We start from the raw sequence: 19,203 nt of genomic DNA, 5'->3' as shown, positions 1-19,203 counted from the left end.
ACGTCCTGACCAGTGGACGGTGCTCTGCGTCACTAAGGGAAGCCTCACCTGACCTGCGGAAACGATCATTGGTGGGATGATTTCCAGCCACCCGCCACCCCCTCCCCGGCGCCCCCTGACCGGGCCTTTCACGCCTCCTCGGGGGCCTGCGGGCCGGAGGGGTCCGCGGGCTCTTTAGACTTCCCGCATGCGATACGAGTCCGTCGTACGGGTCCAGGGCCTCGTCAAGCGGTACGGGACCAAGACCGCCGTCGACGGCCTCGACCTCGACGTCCGCGCGGGCGGCGTCACCGCCGTCCTCGGGCCCAACGGCGCCGGCAAGACCACGACCATCGAGACCTGCGAGGGCTACCGCCGCGCCGACGCCGGCACCGTGCGCGTCCTCGGGCTCGATCCCGTCGCCGACGCCGCCCGCCTGCGGCCCCGCATCGGGGTGATGCTCCAGTCGGGTGGCGTCTACTCCGGCGCGCGCGCCGACGAGATGCTGCGCCACATGGCGAAGCTCCACGCCCACCCCCTCGACGTCGACGCGCTGATCGAGCGCCTCGGCCTCGGCTCCTGCGGCCGTACGACGTACCGCCGCCTCTCCGGTGGGCAGCAGCAGCGCCTCGCACTCGCCATGGCGGTGGTCGGGCGGCCGGAGCTGGTCTTCCTGGACGAGCCGACCGCGGGCCTCGACCCGCAGGCCCGCCGCTCCACCTGGGACCTGGTGCGCGAGCTGCGCGCCGACGGGGTCACCACCGTCCTCACGACCCACTTCATGGACGAGGCCGAGGAGCTCGCCGACGACATAGCGATCATCGACGCGGGCCGCGTCGTCGCCCAGGGCAGCCCCGAGGAGCTGTGCCGCGGCGGCGCCGAGAACACCCTGCGCTTCACCGGCCGCCCCGGCCTGGACCTCGGCTCGCTGCTCAAGGCGCTGCCGGACGGCACCGCCGCCGCCGAGCTGACGCCCGGCGCGTACCGGATCAGCGGCACGGTCGACCCCCAGCTGCTCGCCACGGTGACCACATGGTGCGCGCAGCACGGGGTGATGCCCGACCGCATCTCGGTCGAGCGGCACACGCTCGAAGACGTCTTCCTCACTCTGACCGGCAAGGAGCTGCGTTCATGAGCACGAGCGCCGGGACCTACACGCCCCAGCCCGGAGCGGCGCCGATCGGCCGGATGATCGCGGCGCAGGCGGCGCTCGAGACGAAGATGCTGCTGCGCAACGGCGAGCAGCTACTGCTCACGGTCGTCATCCCGTCCCTCCTGCTGGTGCTCTTCTCGACCGTCGACATCGTCGACACGGGCGACGGCAAGGCCGTGGACTTCCTCGCGCCGGGCGTGCTGGCGCTGGCCGTGATGTCGACCGCCTTCACCGGGCAGGCCATCGCGACCGGCTTCGAGCGGCGGTACGGGGTGCTCAAGCGGCTCGGCGCGTCGCCGCTGCCGCGCTGGGCGCTGATGACCGCCAAGACGGTCTCGGTCCTGGTGACGGAGGTGCTCCAGATCGCGCTCCTGACGGTGATCGCACTGGCGCTCGGGTGGTCCCCGCAGGGCAGCCCGATCTCCGTGCTCCTGCTGCTCGTCCTCGGTACGGCCGCCTTCTCCGGGCTCGGCCTGCTGATGGCCGGCACGCTGAAGGCGGAGGCGACGCTGGCGGCGGCCAACCTGGTGTTCCTGCTCCTCCTCGTGGGCGGCGGCGTGGTCGTACCGCTGGAGAAGTTCCCGGACGCGGCGCGCGCGGCGCTGGAGCTGCTGCCGATCTCGGCGCTGTCGGAGGGGCTGCGGGACGTGCTGCGGGACGGAGCGTCGATGCCGTGGGGCGCGGCCGGGATCCTGGCGGCGTGGGCGGTGCTGGGGCTGGGCGCGGCGGCACGCTTCTTCCGCTGGGAATGACCGTATTGGGGGGCCTCGTGAAAGCGTGCACAAGCGGGCACCTACGATAGGGAACCGTGTTGACCCCCCTCGCCTTCATCGCCCAGCGCTGGACCCCCTCCCCCCGGACGGTCCGGCGCGCCGCGCTCGCCGCCGTCGTGATGAGCGTCGTCATCATCGTCACGGGCGGCGCGGTCCGGCTCACCGGCTCCGGTCTCGGCTGCGACACCTGGCCCAAGTGCACGGACGACAGCCTCTTCGCCACGCCCGCGCAGGGCATCCACGGCGCCATCGAGTTCGGCAACCGCATGCTGACGTACGTCCTGTCGGCGGCGGTCGGCTGGGCGATCATCGCGGCGCGCTCCACCAAGCCGTGGCGGCGCGGGCTGACCCGGCTCGGCTGGGCGCAGTTCTGGGTGGTGATGGTCAACGCCGTCCTCGGCGGCATCACCGTGTGGATGGGGCTGAACCCGTGGACGGTCGCGGGCCACTTCCTCGCCGCGAACGCGCTGCTCACGGTCACCGTGGTCACCTGGGTGCGCGCGGGTGAGGGCGACGGCCCCCGGCGGCCGCGCGTCCCGGGGCCGGTGCGCAAGCTCGGCTGGGCGCTGGTGGTCGTGTCCGGGCTGCTGATCGCGGCGGGTACGACGGTGACGGGCTCCGGCAAGCACGCGGGCGACAGCAGCGACGTGCCGCGCATGCCGTTCGACTTCGCGACGATGGCCCACCTCCACGCGATCTTCGCCTGGGTGGTGTGCGCGCTGGCGCTGGCGATGTTCTTCGTGCTGCGCGTGGTGGACGCCCCGGACGACACCCGGGCGCGCGCCCGCGACCTGCTGGTGGTGCTGCTGCTCCAGGGCGGGATCGGCTACGTGCAGTACTTCACGGGCGTGCCGGAGGTCCTGGTGGGCCTGCACATGCTGGGCTCGTCGCTCATGTGGATCGCGGTGCTGCGCCTGGTGCTGAGCCTGCGCGAGCGGCCGTCGGCCACCCCGGACGTCCCCGCCCCGCAGCAGTCCGACGCGGCGCTGACCGCCGCCTAACCGAGCCCGTACACCCTGCGGGCGTTGCCCGAGGCGATCATCTCGGCGACGCGTTGCGCGTCCGTACGGGACCACGCGCCGGCGTACACCCAGTCGTCCAGCACCCGCCCGAGCGCCTCGCGGAACACCCGCGCGCCCACCACGTGCAGCTCGGGCAGGCCGCGGGCACCGCTGGAGAAGAGCAGCTTGCCGAAGGGCGCGAGTTCCAGGGTCTCCGCCAGTACGGCGGCGGCCCGGGGCCCGGTCTGGGCGAGGGTGGCGCCGAGGTCGGCGTACACATGGGGGAAGACGCTCGTCAGATGGGCGGCCTGCCGGTGGTGCGGGTAGCCGTGCAGCAGCACCAGGTCCGTGCCGAGTCCACTGGTCGCGGCGGCGAAGTCGCCGAGCCGTATCGGGTCGTCGACCCCGACGTACAGCTGGAGCGGGCGGCCGGAGGCGACGGCTATCCACAGCAGGTGCCGCAGCAGGACGGGGTCGGTGAGCGGCTCTCCGGCGCGGCGGCCCGCCAGCCAGCGGCCGGCCGCGCCGCGCACCTCGCCGGGCCCCGGTGGGTCGGGGGCGAGGACGAGACCGTGCCGCAGGGCGGCGACGGAGGCGAAGGCGACGGCGGAGACGGCCGCGCCGTGGACGGCCTCGGCGAGGTTGGCGAGGAGCCCGTCGACCGTGCCGGAGGTGTCGGCGACCTGCTGGGCGAGCGGTTCCAGGCGGACGATCTCGTGGGCCTCGGCGTCGGCCGCGGCGCCCATCTCCACCGGTCCGGTGAGGTCGCCGGGCGGTCCGGTGTCCACCAGATAGGTGGAGATCCCGGTGGCCCGCAGGAGCCGCCGGCCCGACTCCAGGAAGCCGAGTTCCCGGCGGCGGGCCAGATAGCGGGCGGGCGGGCAGTGCGGCTCCAGGCCGAGGAGCGGCGGGCACCAGCGCCGTACCGCGAAGCCGGTCTGGGTGTCGAAGAACGTCGTGCCGGGCGCGGGCAGGCCCCCGGCCCTGCCGAGGTGCGCCTCGAAGGTGCCGAGGCCCAGTTCCGTGCGGAGCACCCCGTGGCAGTACTGGTCCACCAGTGGCGGGGTGTCGATCATGCGGGGGCTCCCTGTGATGGCTGCACCGTCACAGGTCCTAACGGGTGAACCCCGCGCAAGGTGTTGCCTCAGTCGTTGGACGGGCCGCCGAGCTGAATGCCGGCCATGCGGGTCCACTCGTACGGCCCGGTGCGGACCTTGGCCGCGAAGTCGCCGTCGAACTCCTCGTGGAGCGTGAGCCCGGCCTTCTCGGCCGCGCTCTTCGCGACCTCGTGGGTGGGCGCGACGAGGTCGCCCCAGCCGCCGTCCTCGCCGACGAGCACGATGCGGGTGCCCATCTGGCCGATGTACGCCAGCTGGCCCTCGGCGCCGCCGTGCTGCTTGGAGAACGCCTGGATCTGCTTGGCGAGCTTCGAGGCCCTGCGCTCCGCCTGCTTGGTGTCTGCCATGACTGAAATGCTACCGACCAGTAGCCGACCTGGCCAGATCCCCGGTCACTTCAGGAACGGGTCCACCGCGACCGCCACGAACAGCAGCGAGACATAGGTGATGGACCAGTGGAAGAGGCGCATCTCCTTGAGCTTGGCGCCCGTCTCCCCCGCCTTCGCGCGGGCCTGGAGCGCGTGCGCCTCCCACAGCCACCAGCCGCCGGTCGCCAGCGCCACCGCCGTGTAGAACCAGCCGGTGTAGCCGAGCGGCGTCAGCAGCAGGGAGACGGCGACCATCACCCAGCTGTAGAGGACGATCTGGCGGGCCACCACCTTGTTGGAGGCGACGACCGGCAGCATGGGCACGCCCACGCGTGCGTAGTCCTCCTTCACCTTCATCGACAGCGGCCAGTAGTGCGGCGGCGTCCAGAAGAAGATGACGAGGAAGAGGATGACGGCGGCCCAGGACATCGAATTCGTCACGGCCGACCAGCCGATGAGCACGGGCATGCAGCCGGCGATACCGCCCCACACGATGTTCTGCGCGGTACGCCGTTTGAGGATCATCGTGTAGACGACGACGTAGAAAAGCAGCGCACCCAGCGACAGCCAGGCCGAGAGCCAGTTGACCAGCAGGCCGAACCAGAGCGTGGAGACCACCGCGAGGGTGAGGCCGAAGACCAGGCCCTCGCGCGGCGAGACCATGCCGGTGACCAGCGGCCGCTGCGAGGTGCGGTCCATCAGGGCATCGATGTCGCGGTCGATGTACATGTTCAGCGCGTTCGCGCCACCGGCCGACAGGTAACCGCCGAGGCAGGTGGCGAGCACCAGCCACAGGTCCGGCACCCCCTGCTCGGCGAGGAACATCACCGGCACCGTGGTGATCAGCAGCAGCTCGATGATCCGCGGCTTGGTCAGCGCCACGAACGCCTTGACGCGGGCCCCGAATGGCCGCTTGCCGGTGCTCGTCCCGAGCACACCCGCCGGACGGGATTCGACGGCCGTCACGCACACCCCTGACAGAGACTCCCAGCGAGTCGCACCGGACGTGACGACAGGAGGCCGTGAAGGGCCGGTAAAGACTCGCGCGTACCACGCCACTGTAGACGTTGCCCATACCTCGCCCTCCGCCGGGGTCGGCCGTGTTGGGCCGGGTGAAGCAAAGGGCCTGGGCAGCGCTCGATTGAGCACTCGGTTGAGCGGCTCCTTATTCATTTGCCGAACACCGAAAGGGCCAGTCGGGAGGCGGGTGACACCCGATGACCACACTCTGGAATGACCCGAAAAAATGCGCGTTCTCACGGGGGTAGGCTCGACAACAGCCGGTGAGATCGACGTCACCGGCATTCGACATGTGGAACATGTGGAGAGGAGCCCTGACCCAGGGTGAGCACCAAGCCGACCACCACAGACCTCGAGTGGACCGAATTGGACCAGCGGGCCGTGGACACCGCCCGTGTCCTGGCCGCGGACGCCGTACAGAAGGTCGGCAACGGCCATCCCGGTACGGCCATGAGCCTGGCCCCCGCCGCGTACACCCTCTTCCAGAAGGTGATGCGGCACGACCCCTCGGACGCCGACTGGACCGGCCGCGACCGGTTCGTGCTGTCCGCGGGCCACTCCTCGCTGACGCTGTACATCCAGCTGTACCTGGCCGGCTTCGGCCTGGAGCTGGACGACCTGAAGGCGTTCCGCACCTGGGGCTCGAAGACCCCGGGCCACCCGGAGTACGGCCACACCGTCGGCGTCGAGACGACGACCGGGCCGCTGGGCCAGGGTGTCGCCAACGCCGTGGGCATGGCGATGGCCGCGCGCTACGAGCGGGGTCTGTTCGACCCGGAGGCCGCGCCGGGCACGTCCCCGTTCGACCACTTCGTCTACTGCATCGCCGGTGACGGCTGCCTCCAGGAGGGCATCTCCGCCGAGGCGTCCTCGACGGCCGGGCACCAGAAGCTCGGCAACCTGATCCTGCTGTGGGACGACAACCACATCTCGATCGAGGGCGACACCGAGACCGCCGTGTCCGAGGACACGATGAAGCGGTACGAGGCGTACGGCTGGCACGTGCAGCGCGTCGAGCCCAAGGAGAACGGCGACCTCGACCCGCAGGCGCTGTTCGACGCCCTCCAGGCCGCCAAGGCCGAGACCGAGCGCCCGTCGTTCATCGCGATGCGCTCGATCATCGCCTGGCCCGCGCCGAACGCGCAGAACACCGAGGCCTCGCACGGCTCGGCGCTCGGCGACGAGGAGGTCGCGGCCACCAAGCGCGTCCTGGGCTTCGACCCGGAGAAGACCTTCGAGGTGGCCGACGAGGTCATCGCGCACACCCGTGAGGCTCTGGACCGCGGCCGCGAGGCCCGCGCCGCCTGGGAGAAGCAGTTCGAGGAGTGGCGCACCGCCAACCCCGAGCGCGCCGCCGAGTTCGACCGGATCGCCGCGGGCGAGCTGCCGGCCGGCTGGGAGCAGAAGCTTCCGGTGTTCGAGCCGGGCAAGGGTGTCGCCACCCGCGCCGCCTCCGGCAAGGTTCTCCAGGCGCTCGGCGGGGTCATCCCCGAGCTGTGGGGCGGCTCCGCCGACCTCGCCGGTTCGAACAACACGACGATCGACAAGACGTCGTCGTTCCTGCCGAAGGGGAACCCGCTGCCGGAGGCCGACCCGTACGGCCGGACCATCCACTTCGGCATCCGCGAGCACGCGATGGCCGCCGAGATGAACGGCATCGCGCTGCACGGCAACACCCGTATCTTCGGCGGCACCTTCCTGGTGTTCTCCGACTACATGCGCAACGCCGTCCGCCTCTCCGCGCTGATGCACCTGCCGGTGACGTACGTGTGGACGCACGACTCGATCGGCCTCGGCGAGGACGGCCCGACGCACCAGCCGGTGGAGCACCTGGCCTCGCTGCGCGCCATCCCGGGCCTGAACATCGTGCGCCCGGCGGACGCCAACGAGACGGCGATCGCGTGGCGCGAGATCCTGCGCCGCTGGACCAAGGAGTTCGGCAAGGGCGCCCCGCACGGCCTCGCGCTGACGCGCCAGGGCGTTCCGACGTACGAGTGGAACGACGAGGCCGCGCGCGGCGGGTACGTGCTGTTCGACGCCGAGGGTGGTGAGCCGCAGGTCGTCCTGATCGGTACGGGCTCCGAGGTCCACCTGTGCGTCGAGGCGCGCGAGCAGCTGCAGGCCGCGGGCATCCCGACCCGGGTGGTGTCGATGCCGTCCGTCGAGTGGTTCGAGGAGCAGGACCAGGGGTACCGGGATGCCGTGCTGCCGCCGTCGGTGAAGGCGCGGGTCGCGGTCGAGGCCGGGATCGGCCTGACCTGGCACCGGTACGTGGGCGACGCGGGCCGCGTCGTCTCGCTGGAGCACTTCGGTGCCTCGGCGGACGGCAAGGTCCTCTTCCGCGAGTACGGCTTCACGGCCGAGAACGTGGCCGCCGCCGCCCGGGAATCGATCGAAGCCGCAGCGCGCTGACGCCGGTATACGACAAGTAGGAGATGCAATTCTCATGACAGACGCACTCAAGCGCCTCTCCGACGAAGGCGTCGCGATCTGGCTGGACGACCTCTCGCGCAAGCGGATCACCTCCGGCAACCTGGCCGAGCTGATCGACCAGAGCCACGTCGTGGGCGTCACCACCAACCCCTCGATCTTCCAGAAGGCGATCTCCGAGGGCCACGGTTACGACCAGCAGCTGGAGGACCTCGCCGCCCGCGAGGTCACCGTCGAGGAAGCCATCCGCATGATCACGACGGCGGACGTCCGCGACGCCGCCGACATCCTGCGCCCGGTCTTCGACGCCACGCAGGGCCAGGACGGCCGGGTGTCGATCGAGGTCGACCCGCGCCTGGCGCACAACACCAAGGCGACGGTCGCCGAGGCGAAGCAGCTGGCGTGGCTGGTGGACCGGCCGAACACGCTCATCAAGATCCCGGCCACCCAGGCGGGCCTGCCGGCGATCACCGAGGTCATCGGCCTCGGCATCAGCGTCAACGTCACGCTGATCTTCTCGCTGGAGCGCTACCGCGCGGTCATGGACGCGTACCTGGCCGGCCTGGAGAAGGCCAAGGAGCGCGGCCTGGACCTGTCGAAGATCCACTCGGTGGCGTCCTTCTTCGTGTCCCGCGTGGACACCGAGATCGACAAGCGGCTGGACTCGATCGGCACCGACGAGGCCAAGGCGCTGCGCGGCAAGGCCGCCCTGGCCAACGCCCGCCTTGCGTACGAGGCGTACGAAGAGGTGTTCTCGTCCGACCGCTGGGCGGCCCTGGACAAGGCGCAGGCCAACAAGCAGCGTCCGCTGTGGGCCTCGACCGGCGTCAAGGACCCGGCGTACAAGGACACGCTGTACGTCGACGAGCTGGTCGCGCCGGGCACGGTCAACACCATGCCGGAGGCCACCCTCGAGGCCACCGCCGATCACGGTGAGATCACCGGCAACACGATCGCCGGCACGTACGAGCAGGCGCGCGCGGACCTCGCGGCCCTCGAGAAGCTCGGCATCGGCTACGACGACGTCGTGCAGCTGCTGGAGGACGAGGGCGTCGACAAGTTCGAGGCGTCCTGGAACGACCTGCTCAAGTCGACCGAGGCGGAGCTCAAGCGCCTCGCACCTTCGGAGGCGTAAGAACATTGTCCGTTCTTCACGGAGCCAACCCGCTTCGTGACGCCGCAGACCGACGGCTCCCGCGCATCGCGGGGCCGTCGGGTCTGGTGATCTTCGGTGTCACGGGCGATTTGTCCCGTAAAAAGCTGATGCCCGCGGTGTACGACCTCGCCAACCGGGGCCTGTTGCCGCCGGGCTTCTCGCTCATCGGGTTCGCCCGCCGCGAGTGGGCCGACGAGGACTTCGCGGACGAGGTCTATCAGGCCGTCAAGCAGCACGCGCGCACGCCGTTCCGCGAGGAGGTCTGGCAGCAGCTGAGCCAGGGCATGCGCTTCGTCCAGGGCAACTTCGACGACAACGAAGCCTTCGAGACCCTCAAGAAGACGATGGAGGAGCTGGACCAGGCGCAGGGCACCGGCGGCAACTTCGCCTTCTACCTGTCCGTGCCGCCCAAGTTCTTCCCCGTCGTCGTCCAGCAGCTGAAGAAGCACGGGCTGGCCGACCAGAAGGAGGGCTGCTGGCGGCGCGCGGTCATCGAGAAGCCCTTCGGGCACGACCTGGCCTCCGCCAAGGAGCTCAACTCCATCGTCCACGAGGTGTTCGCCCCGGAGCAGGTCTTCCGGATCGACCACTACCTGGGCAAGGAGACCGTCCAGAACATCCTGGCGCTGCGGTTCGCCAACACGCTCTTCGAGCCGATCTGGAACCGGTCGTACGTCGACCACGTACAGATCACCATGGCCGAGGACATCGGCATCGGCGGCCGCGCCGGGTACTACGACGGCATCGGCGCCGCCCGTGACGTCATCCAGAACCACCTCCTCCAGCTGCTCGCGCTGACCGCGATGGAGGAGCCCGCCTCCTTCGACGCCGACGCGCTCGCCGCCGAGAAGACCAAGGTGCTGGGCGCGGTGCGGCTGCCGAAGGACCTCGGCAAGTCGACCGTGCGCGCGCAGTACGCCGCCGGGTGGCAGGGCGGCGCGCAGGCGGTCGGCTATCTGGAGGAGGAGGGCATCGACCCGAACTCCAAGACCGACACGTACGCCGCGATCAAGCTGGGCATCGACAACCGCCGCTGGGCGGGCGTCCCCTTCTACCTGCGCACCGGAAAGCGGCTGGGCCGCCGGGTCACCGAGATCGCGGTGGTCTTCCAGCGCGCGCCGCACTCGCCCTTCGACCACACGGCGACCGAGGAGCTCGGGCAGAACGCCCTGGTCATCCGCGTCCAGCCGGACGAGGGCGTGACCATGCGGTTCGGCTCCAAGGTGCCGGGCACTTCGATGGAGGTGCGGGACGTCTCGATGGACTTCGCCTACGGCGAGTCCTTCACGGAGTCCAGCCCGGAGGCGTACGAGCGGCTGATCCTCGACGTCCTGCTCGGCGACGCCAACCTCTTCCCGCGCACGGAGGAGGTCGAGCTGTCCTGGAAGATCCTCGACCCGATCGAGCAGTACTGGGACAAGCACGGCAAGCCGGCGCAGTACCAGGCCGGGAGCTGGGGGCCGGTCGAGGCGGACGAAATGCTCGCACGAGACGGACGGAGCTGGCGCCGGCCATGAAGATCGACCTTACGGACACCTCGTCTGGCAAGATCAACAAGGCCCTGGTGCAGGCGCGGCGGGCCATCGGCACGCCGGCCATCGGCATGGTGCTCACCCTGGTCATCGTCACGGACGAGGAGAACGCGTACGACGCGCTCAAGGCCGCCAACGAGGCGTCCCGCGAGCACCCCTCGCGCAAGCTCGTCGTCATCAAGCGGGTCTCGCGCTCGCCCCGGGACCGCGCCCAGGCACGCCTGGACGCCGAGGTGCGGGTGGGTACCGCCGCCGGGACCGGCGAGACGGTGGTGCTGCGGCTGTACGGCGAGGTGATCAACCACGCCCAGTCGGTGGTGCTGCCGCTGCTGCTGCCGGATGCCCCGGTGGTGGTGTGGTGGCCGGTCGACGCGCCGACCGACCCGGCGAAAGACCCGCTGGGCGCCCTCGGGCAGCGGCGGGTCACCGACACCTACGCCGCCGAGCACCCCATCGAGGAGCTGAAGGCCCGCGCCGCCGCCTACACCCCGGGCGACACGGACCTGTCCTGGACGCGGATCACGCCGTGGCGTTCCATGCTGGCGGCGGCCCTGGACCAGATCGCGTGCGAGGTCACGTCGGCCGAGGTGGAGGGCGAGGAGTACAACCCGAGCGTCGAGCTGCTGGCCATGTGGCTGGCCGACCGGCTGAAGATCCCGGTGAAGCGGTCGGGTTCGCAGGGGCCGGGGCTCACCGCCGTCCGGCTGGCGACCAACTGCGGTCCGATCGTGCTGGACCGGGCGGACGGCTCGCTGGCCACCCTCTCCATCGAGGGGCAGCCGAACCGGGCGGTGGCGCTCAAGCGGCGGGAGACCGCGGAGCTGATCGCGGAGGAGCTGCGGCGGCTGGACCCGGACGACACGTACGCGTCGGCGCTGCGCTACGGCGTCGACCGGCTGGGCGAGCCGGCTGCCGCGGCCGCTGCTGAAAAGCCTGCCGCGGAGGAGCCGGGTGCTCAGGAGGCCGGTGCTCAGGAGCCGGCCAAGAAGGCGGCCCCGGAGAAGGCGCCCGCGGGCGCGGCGAAGGCCCAGGCCAAGAAGGCGGCCGCCAAGTGAGCGCTCCGCAGCTCGTGGTCCACCGGGACAAGGAGCTCATGGCACAGGCCGCGGCGGCCCGGCTGATCACCAAGATCGTGGACGCCCAGGCCGCCCGGGGCTCCGCCTCGGTGGTCCTGACAGGCGGCCGCAACGGCAACGGCCTGCTCGCCGCGCTGGGCTCCTCCCCGGCCCGGGACGCGATCGACTGGTCGCGGCTGGACCTGTGGTGGGGCGACGAAAGGTTCCTGCCGGAGGGCGACCCGGACCGCAACGACACCCAGGCCCGCGCCGCCCTGCTGGACGGCGTCCCGCTGGACCCGGCGCGGGTGCACACCATGCCGGTGGCGGGCGGCGCGCACGGCTCGGACGCGGACGCGGCAGCCGCCGCCTACGCCGAGGAGCTCGCCGCGGCCGCCCGGCCCGACGACCACGGCCCGGTGCCCGCCTTCGACGTCCTCCTGCTGGGCGTCGGCCCGGACACGCACGTCGCCTCGCTCTTCCCGGAGCACCCGGCGACGCGCGAGACCGAGCGCACGGTGGTGGGCGTCCACGGCGCGCCGAAGCCGCCGCCGACCCGCATCTCGCTGACCTTCCCGGCGATCCGGGCGGCGCGTGAGGTGTGGCTGCTGGCGGCGGGCGAGGACAAGGCGAAGGCGGCGGCCATCGCCCTGTCGGGCGCGGGCGAGCTCCAGACCCCGGCCGCCGGGGCGTACGGCCGCTCCCGCACCCTGTGGCTCCTGGACGCGGCGGCGGCCTCCCGCCTGCCGCGCGCGCTGTATCCGCCTGCGTCGCCCTGACAGGCGGACGGACCGACCGTAACGGCCCGGCTCACCGAGAGGTGAACCGGGCCGTTCGTCATGTCCGCGGTTCGAGGAAGGGCTCCAGCAGCTCCGGCACCGCCTCCGCCGCGAAGCGGAGGCCCTCGGTCTCGTCGGCGTCGTGGACGGCGTACGCGCCGCTGCCCGCCGCCGTGGTGGCGGTCAGGGTGATCAGGCCCGCGCGGCGCTGGACGTACGACTGCTTGACCGTCCAGCCGATGACGCCGCCGCGCTGGAGGGCGACCGTCGCCCGGCGGAGGGTGCCGGAGCGGGTGACGAGGTAGCCGCCGCTGAGGCCGTGGCCCAGGCTCCGGTACGCGTCGAGGGCGAGGACCACCGCGAGCGGCACGAGCACCGCGGCGCAGACGGCCGCCGCGTAGAGCAGTACGTCGGTGAGGAGCGCACCGAGGAGGGCCAGGACCAGCACGGGCGGGAGTGCGGCGGCGAGGGCCCAGCGCAGGCGCCGGGTGCGGGCCGCGCGGGGGTGGGCGGTGAGCGGCGCACCGGTGGGGGCGGCGGGTTCGCGCAGCACCCGGGCGGCCACCGTGTCCGCGACGGCGCGCGGCGCGGCGGGCAGCAGTGTCCGCAGGTCGGCGTGCTTGTCCTCCTGGTCCTTGACCAGGCCGGTGGCGACCGCGTCGAGCCGGGCGGCGCCGCTCAAGCGCACACCGAGCGGTTCGACGAGTTCCACGCCGCGCAGCCGCCGCTCCTCGATGGAGACCGAGCGTGCGGTGAGCAGGCCGCGCCGGACCCTGAGGGTGCCGCCCGGCTCGCGCTCCAGCCGGTAGTTCCACCACATCTCGACCCACAGGCCGAGCGCGCCGACGGCGCCGGTGAGAACGGCGGCCGCGACGAGTGTCACCACGACCCACCCCACGGGCGTCTCGCGGAAGCGGTCCCCTATCCAGTGGATGACCTCGCGCCGGGCGCCGAACCACTCGCTGACCTGCATCACGGCACCGGCCGCCGCTCCGCCGAGCACCGGGGCGACGAACGATACCGGGGCGTACCGGATCCAGGCCGGGTCGAGGGCGGCCAGCTCGCCGTCCTGACGGTCGTCCTGAGGCCGGGTCAGGGTCCGGTCGAGGAGCTCGCGGCGCAGCCGCTCCCCCTCGGCCCGGGTGACGGCGTCGAGCTCCAGCGTCGACTCGCCGCCGCCGGTGTGCTCACCGGTTCCTATGCGGACCTTGACGAGTCCGAGGACGCGCAGCAGCGGATGGGCCGTCAGGTCGACGCTGCGGATGCGCTCCCTTGCCAGAGAGCGGCGCTTGACCAGGAGCAGGCCGGTGTGGAGTTCGGCGCGCTCGGGTCCGATGCGGTAGCGGGTCCTGCGCCAGCGGACGTAGTCGGCGGCGGCCGCGCCGGTGACGAGCAGCGCCGCACCGGCCGCCACGAGGGCGAGCGCCTGCCAGGCGGCCATCCCTCCGGCGAGGCCGAGGAAGGCGGGGACTCCGCCGCCGACGGAGACGCCGGCCATGACCAGGGCGGTGACGAGGACCGTCCGCTTGTCCAGCCGCCGCCAGTCGCCGTCGGCGTGCCGGCCGTCGGCGGGGCTCCCCGGGGTGCTCATGTCGCGTCGCCGGGGGTGGCCCGGGTGATGCGGGTCAGCCGCTCGGCGAGGTCCGCGGCCACCTCGTGGTCGAGTCCCTCGATGCGGAGGGCGCCCTTGGCGGAGGCGGTGGTGACGGTCACCGTGGCGAGCCGGAAGGCCTGCTCCAGCGGGCCGCGCACGGTGTCCACGGTCTGGATCCGGGACATCGGCGCGATCCGCCACTCCTGCCAGAAGTAGCCGGTTCGGACGTAGACGGCGTCGTCCGTCACCTCCCAGCGGTGGACGGTGAACCACCAGCGGGGGAGGAACGCGGTGCAGACGAGCCCCAGTACGGTCCCGGCCGCCGCGGCCGCGAGCAGCCAGGGCCGGGCGGGCCCGATGAAGCCGCCGAGCAGGACCAGCACGGCCACCGGTACCGCCGTCAGCAGCAGCAGCTGCGCCCGCCACCAGCCGATGGCCCGCTCGTTCAGCGTGTGTGCCGGCGGCCGCAGCCGCACCGCGTTCTCCCCCGTCATCGGATCTGCCTGTCTCTATGCCCTACGGCCGCGGAGCGCGCGGTACCGGTCGGCCAGCGCGGCGGTGGAGCTGTCCAGGCTCTCGCCGCCCTTGCCCTCGGTGAGCACCGGCTCGATCTTCTTGGCCAGTACCTTGCCGAGCTCGACGCCCCACTGGTCGAAGGAGTCGATGTTCCAGACGGCGCCCTGGACGAAGACCTTGTGCTCGTACAGCGCGATGAGCTGGCCCAGCACGGACGGCGTCAGTTCGTCGGCGAGGATCGTGGTCGTCGGGTGGTTGCCGCGGAAGGTCTTGTGCGGCACCAGCTCCTCCGGGACGCCCTCGGCGCGTACCTCCTCGGGCGTCTTGCCGAAGGCGAGCGCCTGCGTCTGGGCGAAGAAGTTGGCCATGAGCAGGTCGTGCTGGGCGACCAGGCCGGGCAGCAGGTCGGGGACCGGCTTGGCGAAGCCGATGAAGTCGGCCGGGATGACCTTGGTGCCCTGGTGGATCAACTGGTAGTAGGCGTGCTGCCCGTTGGTGCCGGGGGTGCCCCAGACGACCGGGCCGGTCTGCCAGTCGACGGGGTTGCCCTCGCGGTCGACGGACTTGCCGTTGGACTCCATGTCGAGCTGCTGGAGGTACGCCGTGAACTTCGACAGGTAGTGGCTGTACGGCAGGACGGCGTGCGACTGGGCGTCGAAGAACGCGCCGTACCAGATGCCCAGCAGGCCCAGCAGCAGGGGCGCGTTCTCCTCGGGCGGAGCGGTGCGGAAGTGCTCGTCGACGAGGTGGAAGCCGTCGAGCATCTCCCGGAAGCGGTCCCGTCCGATGGCGATCATCAGGGAGAGGCCGATGGCGGAGTCGTACGAGTACCGGCCGCCGACCCAGTCCCAGAACTCGAACATGTTCGCCGTGTCGATGCCGAATTCCTCGACCTTCCCGGCATTCGTCGACAGCGCCACGAAGTGCTGGGCGACGGCGTCCTGACCGGCCCTCAGCTCGGTGAGCAGCCAGTCACGGGCGGAGGTGGCGTTGGTGATGGTCTCGATGGTGGTGAAGGTCTTGGACGCGATGATGAACAGCGTCTCGGCGGCGTCCAGGTCGCGGATCGCCTCGTGCAGGTCGGCACCGTCGACGTTCGACACGAAACGGAACGTCAGGTCCCGCTGGGTGAAGGAGCGCAGCGCCTCGTACGCCATCGCCGGGCCGAGGTCGGAGCCGCCGATCCCGATGTTGACGACGTTCTTGATGGGCTTTCCGGTGTGGCCGGTCCACGCTCCGGAGCGGATCCGCTCGCAGAACGCGGCCATCTTGTCGAGCACGGCGTGGACGCCGGGGACAACGTTCTCCCCGTCGACCTCGATCACGGCGTCGCGCGGGGCGCGCAGCGCGGTGTGCAGCACGGCGCGGTTCTCGGTGGTGTTGATCCTCTCGCCGCGGAACATGGCGTCCCGCAGCTCGGCCACACCGGTCGCCGCGGCCAGCTCCCGCAGCAGCCTCAGCGTCTCGTCGGTGACCAGCTGCTTGGAGTAGTCCAGATACAGGTCGCCCACCCGCAGGGTGAACCGGCTGCCGCGCTCCGGGTCGGTGGCGAACAGCTCGCGCAGATGCGTCTCCCCCAGCTGCTCCCGGTGCTTGCCCAGAGCCGTCCACTCGGGCAACCGGTTGAGCCTGGTGCGTCCTTCTGCGTTCATCTCGGACATCAGCCCACTTCTTCTCGTACGTGCCTGCTTGCCCCGCTGCGACTCCAACCTAATTGATCCCGGGCGCCGGTGAGGCGATGAGCACGACGATAGAGGGCACCACTGACAACGGGCCCCGCCGGTGATGTTCACCGGCGAAGCCCGTCGTCCAGGTCAGATCTCGCCCCGCAGTTTGGCCAGCGCCTCGGCCAGGATCGCCTCGCCGTCCGCGTCGCTGCGCCGCTCGCGTACGTACGCCAGGTGCGTCTTGTACGGCTCGGTGCGCGGCGGGTCCGGCGGGTTGTCCCGGTCCTGGCCGGCCGGGAACCCGCACCGCGGGCAGTCCCAGGTGTCGGGAACCTGCGCGTCGCTGGCGAAGCTCGGCTGGGTCTCGTGCCCGTTCGAGCACCAGAAGGAGATCCGGAGACGCGGCGCGGATTCGCCCCGCTCGGCCTCCCCCATCGGCCCCGCCCCGACCCGGCTTCCCCGGATCGCGTTGCCACTTGCCACGGTCGTAACTCCCTGCGTGATGGTGCTCGAAGATGCCCCAGTCTACGTAAGGCCCAACGCGCGTCCAGTGGTGGGAGTTACACCCGGCCACGGGACACGGAACCGATGGCTCAGCCGTCCAGCTTCACCAGCAGCGCGAGGACGACGATGCACGCGAACCACAGCAGACCGACCACCACGGTGATGCGGTCCAGGTTGCGCTCGGCGACCGACGAGCCGCCGACGGACGACTGCATACCGCCGCCGAACATGTCGGAGAGGCCGCCGCCCTTCCCCTTGTGCATCAGCACCAGCAGCATCAGCAGCAGGCTGAAGACGATCAGGGCGATCGAGAACCCCATAACCACGGCTGGACCCTACTTCCTGGCAATTCTCGGACTACACCGACAAACGGACTTCTACGCACTGCGGGGGCACGGTGCCCGGATTCCGGGCCCCGGCCCCCGCAAGAGTACGACGGATCCGCTCTACCGCATACTTACTGGTCGCGGAAGCGCACGATCTTGACGAACTCGTCGGCGTCCAGCGCCGCGCCGCCCACCAGGGCGCCGTCCACGTCCGGCTGCGCCATGATCGCGGCGACGTTCGACGCCTTGACCGAGCCGCCGTACTGGATGCGGACCTTGTCGGCCAGCTCCTGCGAGTACAGCTCGGCGAGGCGCCCGCGGATCGCTCCGCAGACCTCCTGCGCGTCCTCGGGGGTGGCGACCTCGCCGGTGCCGATGGCCCACACCGGCTCGTACGCGATCACGATGGTCTCGGCCTGCTCGGCCGGGATGTCCTTCAGTCCGCCGTCGAGCTGCGCGAGCGTGTAGGAGACCTGGTCGCCGGCCTTGCGGACGTCCAGGCCCTCGCCGACGCAGAGGATCGGGGTCAGGCCGTGCTGGAAGGCGGCCTTCACCTTGGCGTTGCACAGCTCGTCGGTCTCGCCGTGGTACTGGCGGCGCTCGGAGTGGCCGACGGCCACGTACGAGCACTTCAGCTTGGCCAGCATCGCGCCCGAGATCTCGCCGGTGTACGCGCCGGACTCGTGCGCCGAGATGTCCTGGGCGCCGTACTTGATCTTCAGCTTGTCGCCCTCGACGAGGGTCTGGACGGAGCGCAGGTCGGTGAAGGGCGCGAGAACCGCGACCTCGACGGCGTCGTAGTCCTTGTCGGTCAGCGCGAAGGCGAGCTTCTGGACGTGGGCGATGGCCTCCAGGTGATTGAGGTTCATCTTCCAGTTGCCCGCCATCAGCGGGGTGCGGGTGTTGCTCATGTGGGGGTCAGTCCTCCAGTGCGGCGAGGCCGGGAAGCGTCTTGCCCTCGAGGTACTCGAGGCTCGCGCCACCACCGGTCGAGATGTGGCCGAAAGCGTTCTCGTCGAAGCCCAGGGTCCGGACGGCCGCGGCGGAGTCGCCACCGCCGACGACCGAGAAGGCCGGGGAGTCGGCGAGCGCCTGGGCGACGGCCTTGGTGCCCTCGGCGTAGTCAGGGTGCTCGAAGACGCCCATGGGGCCGTTCCAGAAGACGGTGGCAGCGTCGGCGAGCTTCGACGCGTACAGCTCGCGGGTCTTCGGGCCGATGTCGAGGCCCTCCTGGTCCGCCGGGATGGCGGTGGTGGCGACCGTGGTCGGGTGCGCCGGGGCCTTGGTCTTCAGGTCCGGGAAGTCGGCGGAGACCAGGACGTCGACGGGGAGCACGAACTCCACGCCCTTCTTCTCGGCGCGCGCCAGGTACTCCAGGCACACCGGGACCTGGTCCTCCTGGAGCAGCGAGATGCCGACCTCGTGGCCCTTGGCCTTGAGGAAGGTGTACGCCATGCCGCCGCCGATCAGGATGCGGTCGGCCTTCTCCAGCAGCTGGTCGATGACGCCCAGCTTGTCGGAGACCTTGGCGCCGCCGAGGACGACGACGTACGGCCGCCTGACGTCCTCGGTGAGCCTCTTCAGGACGCCGACCTCGGTGGCGATCAGGTACCCGGCGTAGCTCGGGAGCAGCTTCGGCAGGTCGTAGACGGAGGCGTGCTTGCGGTGCACCGCGCCGAAGCCGTCGCCGACGTACACGTCCGCGAGGGCGGCGAGGCGGGCGGCGAACTCGGCGCGCTCGGCGTCGTCCTTGGAGGTCTCGCCGGCGTTGAAGCGGAGGTTCTCCAGGACGGCGACCTGGCCGGCCTCGAGGTTGGAGACCGCGGAGTGGGCCTCGGAGCCGATGGTGTCGCCGGCGAAGGCCACCGGACGGCCGAGGAGCTCGCCGAGGCGCGCGGCGGCGAACCGCAGCGTGAAGGCCGGGTCCGGGGCGCCCTTGGGGCGGCCGAGGTGCGAGGCCACGACGACCTTGGCACCGGCCTCGGTCAGCGCCTTGACGGTCGGCAGGACGGCGCGGATGCGGCCGTCGTCGGTGATGGTGGTGCCGTCCAGCGGCACGTTGAGGTCGGCGCGGACGAATACCCGCTTGCCGTCCACTCCTTGGCGGAGAAGTTCGTCGATCGTCTTCATCTGTCCTGTTGCTCCGTACTCCTAGGAAGATCAACGCGAGGGAGGATCGACGCAAGCGACAGGGCCCGTACAGCGCGGCGTTGCGCTGCCCGAGCCCTGTGC

Annotated in this window: 18 protein-coding genes; 8 read left to right on the top strand and 10 right to left on the bottom strand. The window is 71.2% G+C overall.

Annotated features, from left to right (window positions below; translation table 11 throughout):
- Positions 1–187 precede the first annotated feature (187 nt).
- Genes ACIRNI_RS11870 through ACIRNI_RS11860 form a run of 3 tightly spaced genes read left to right on the top strand, consistent with a single transcriptional unit; the run spans position 188 to position 2,906 of the window.
- Complete coding sequence (locus ACIRNI_RS11870) at positions 188–1,114, top strand: ABC transporter ATP-binding protein (RefSeq protein WP_403550607.1); 927 nt, start codon at positions 188–190, stop codon at positions 1,112–1,114.
- On the top strand, positions 1,111–1,884 hold the full coding sequence (locus tag ACIRNI_RS11865) for an ABC transporter permease (protein WP_403550605.1): 774 nt from the start codon (positions 1,111–1,113) through the stop codon (positions 1,882–1,884). Before ACIRNI_RS11870 ends, ACIRNI_RS11865 begins: the two co-directional genes overlap by 4 nt.
- 56 nt (positions 1,885–1,940) lie before the next feature.
- On the top strand, positions 1,941–2,906 hold the full coding sequence (locus ACIRNI_RS11860) for a heme A synthase (RefSeq protein ID WP_403550603.1): 966 nt from the start codon (positions 1,941–1,943) through the stop codon (positions 2,904–2,906).
- Here the strand turns inward: ACIRNI_RS11860 and ACIRNI_RS11855 are convergent.
- The 3 genes from ACIRNI_RS11855 to ACIRNI_RS11845 form a co-directional block, all read right to left on the bottom strand.
- Positions 2,903–3,982 (bottom strand): amidohydrolase family protein, encoded by a 1,080-nt coding sequence (locus ACIRNI_RS11855; protein WP_403550601.1) that lies wholly within the window; start codon positions 3,980–3,982, stop codon positions 2,903–2,905. The genes ACIRNI_RS11860 and ACIRNI_RS11855 overlap by 4 nt on opposite strands.
- Positions 3,983–4,050: 68 nt before the next feature.
- The gene (locus ACIRNI_RS11850; RefSeq protein WP_403550599.1) at positions 4,051–4,371 is read right to left on the bottom strand and encodes a hypothetical protein; all 321 of its coding nucleotides are present in this window, start codon (positions 4,369–4,371) and stop codon (positions 4,051–4,053) included.
- Between the two features lie 45 nt (positions 4,372–4,416).
- Positions 4,417–5,358, bottom strand: a complete 942-nt coding sequence (locus ACIRNI_RS11845; protein WP_403550597.1) for a heme o synthase — start codon at positions 5,356–5,358, stop codon at positions 4,417–4,419.
- 378 nt (positions 5,359–5,736) lie between these two features.
- Here ACIRNI_RS11845 and tkt point away from each other — a divergent pair, with 378 nt between their 5' ends.
- The 5 genes from tkt to pgl are packed head-to-tail and all read left to right on the top strand — an operon-like array spanning position 5,737 to position 12,364.
- On the top strand, positions 5,737–7,824 hold the full coding sequence (tkt, locus tag ACIRNI_RS11840) for a transketolase (protein WP_403550595.1): 2,088 nt from the start codon (positions 5,737–5,739) through the stop codon (positions 7,822–7,824).
- Between the two features lie 34 nt (positions 7,825–7,858).
- Entirely contained in the window at positions 7,859–8,977 is a 1,119-nt protein-coding gene (tal, locus tag ACIRNI_RS11835; RefSeq protein ID WP_355360150.1) for a transaldolase, read from the top strand.
- Between the two features lie 5 nt (positions 8,978–8,982).
- A complete protein-coding gene (gene zwf, locus ACIRNI_RS11830) occupies positions 8,983–10,515 on the top strand; it encodes a glucose-6-phosphate dehydrogenase (protein WP_355360147.1) in 1,533 nt (510 codons plus the stop codon).
- Positions 10,512–11,585 (top strand): glucose-6-phosphate dehydrogenase assembly protein OpcA, encoded by a 1,074-nt coding sequence (gene opcA / locus ACIRNI_RS11825; RefSeq protein ID WP_403550593.1) that lies wholly within the window; start codon positions 10,512–10,514, stop codon positions 11,583–11,585. The genes zwf and opcA overlap by 4 nt, the downstream gene beginning before the upstream one ends.
- Positions 11,582–12,364 (top strand): 6-phosphogluconolactonase, encoded by a 783-nt coding sequence (gene pgl / locus ACIRNI_RS11820; RefSeq protein ID WP_355360141.1) that lies wholly within the window; start codon positions 11,582–11,584, stop codon positions 12,362–12,364. Before opcA ends, pgl begins: the two co-directional genes overlap by 4 nt.
- A gap of 58 nt (positions 12,365–12,422) precedes the next feature.
- Here the strand turns inward: pgl and ACIRNI_RS11815 are convergent, their stop codons facing one another.
- From ACIRNI_RS11815 to ACIRNI_RS11785, 7 genes are all read right to left on the bottom strand, one after another.
- Positions 12,423–13,955, bottom strand: coding sequence for a PH domain-containing protein (locus ACIRNI_RS11815; RefSeq protein ID WP_403550591.1), 1,533 nt, complete (start codon positions 13,953–13,955; stop codon positions 12,423–12,425).
- Positions 13,952–14,452 carry a PH domain-containing protein gene (locus ACIRNI_RS11810; protein WP_403550590.1) on the bottom strand — a complete coding sequence of 167 codons (501 nt, stop codon included), beginning with the start codon at positions 14,450–14,452 and terminating at the stop codon, positions 13,952–13,954. Before ACIRNI_RS11810 ends, ACIRNI_RS11815 begins: the two co-directional genes overlap by 4 nt.
- 15 nt (positions 14,453–14,467) lie before the next feature.
- On the bottom strand, positions 14,468–16,126 hold the full coding sequence (pgi, locus tag ACIRNI_RS11805; RefSeq protein ID WP_403550867.1) for a glucose-6-phosphate isomerase: 1,659 nt from the start codon (positions 16,124–16,126) through the stop codon (positions 14,468–14,470).
- 162 nt (positions 16,127–16,288) lie between these two features.
- Positions 16,289–16,624, bottom strand: a complete 336-nt coding sequence (locus tag ACIRNI_RS11800; protein ID WP_003957010.1) for an RNA polymerase-binding protein RbpA — start codon at positions 16,622–16,624, stop codon at positions 16,289–16,291.
- A 110-nt stretch (positions 16,625–16,734) separates the two neighbouring features.
- On the bottom strand, positions 16,735–16,965 hold the full coding sequence (secG, locus tag ACIRNI_RS11795; RefSeq protein ID WP_031072642.1) for a preprotein translocase subunit SecG: 231 nt from the start codon (positions 16,963–16,965) through the stop codon (positions 16,735–16,737).
- A 137-nt stretch (positions 16,966–17,102) separates the two neighbouring features.
- Entirely contained in the window at positions 17,103–17,882 is a 780-nt protein-coding gene (gene tpiA / locus ACIRNI_RS11790; RefSeq protein ID WP_355360132.1) for a triose-phosphate isomerase, read from the bottom strand.
- A gap of 7 nt (positions 17,883–17,889) precedes the next feature.
- The gene (locus tag ACIRNI_RS11785) at positions 17,890–19,101 is read right to left on the bottom strand and encodes a phosphoglycerate kinase (RefSeq protein WP_403550588.1); all 1,212 of its coding nucleotides are present in this window, start codon (positions 19,099–19,101) and stop codon (positions 17,890–17,892) included.
- Positions 19,102–19,203 lie beyond the last annotated feature (102 nt).

It is taken from the genome of Streptomyces sp. NPDC093546, assembly GCF_044765045.1.
GTDB lineage: Bacteria > Actinomycetota > Actinomycetes > Streptomycetales > Streptomycetaceae > Streptomyces.
Note: the sequence above shows the minus strand (reverse complement) of the source record. Positions and strands in the feature narration are given on the sequence as shown.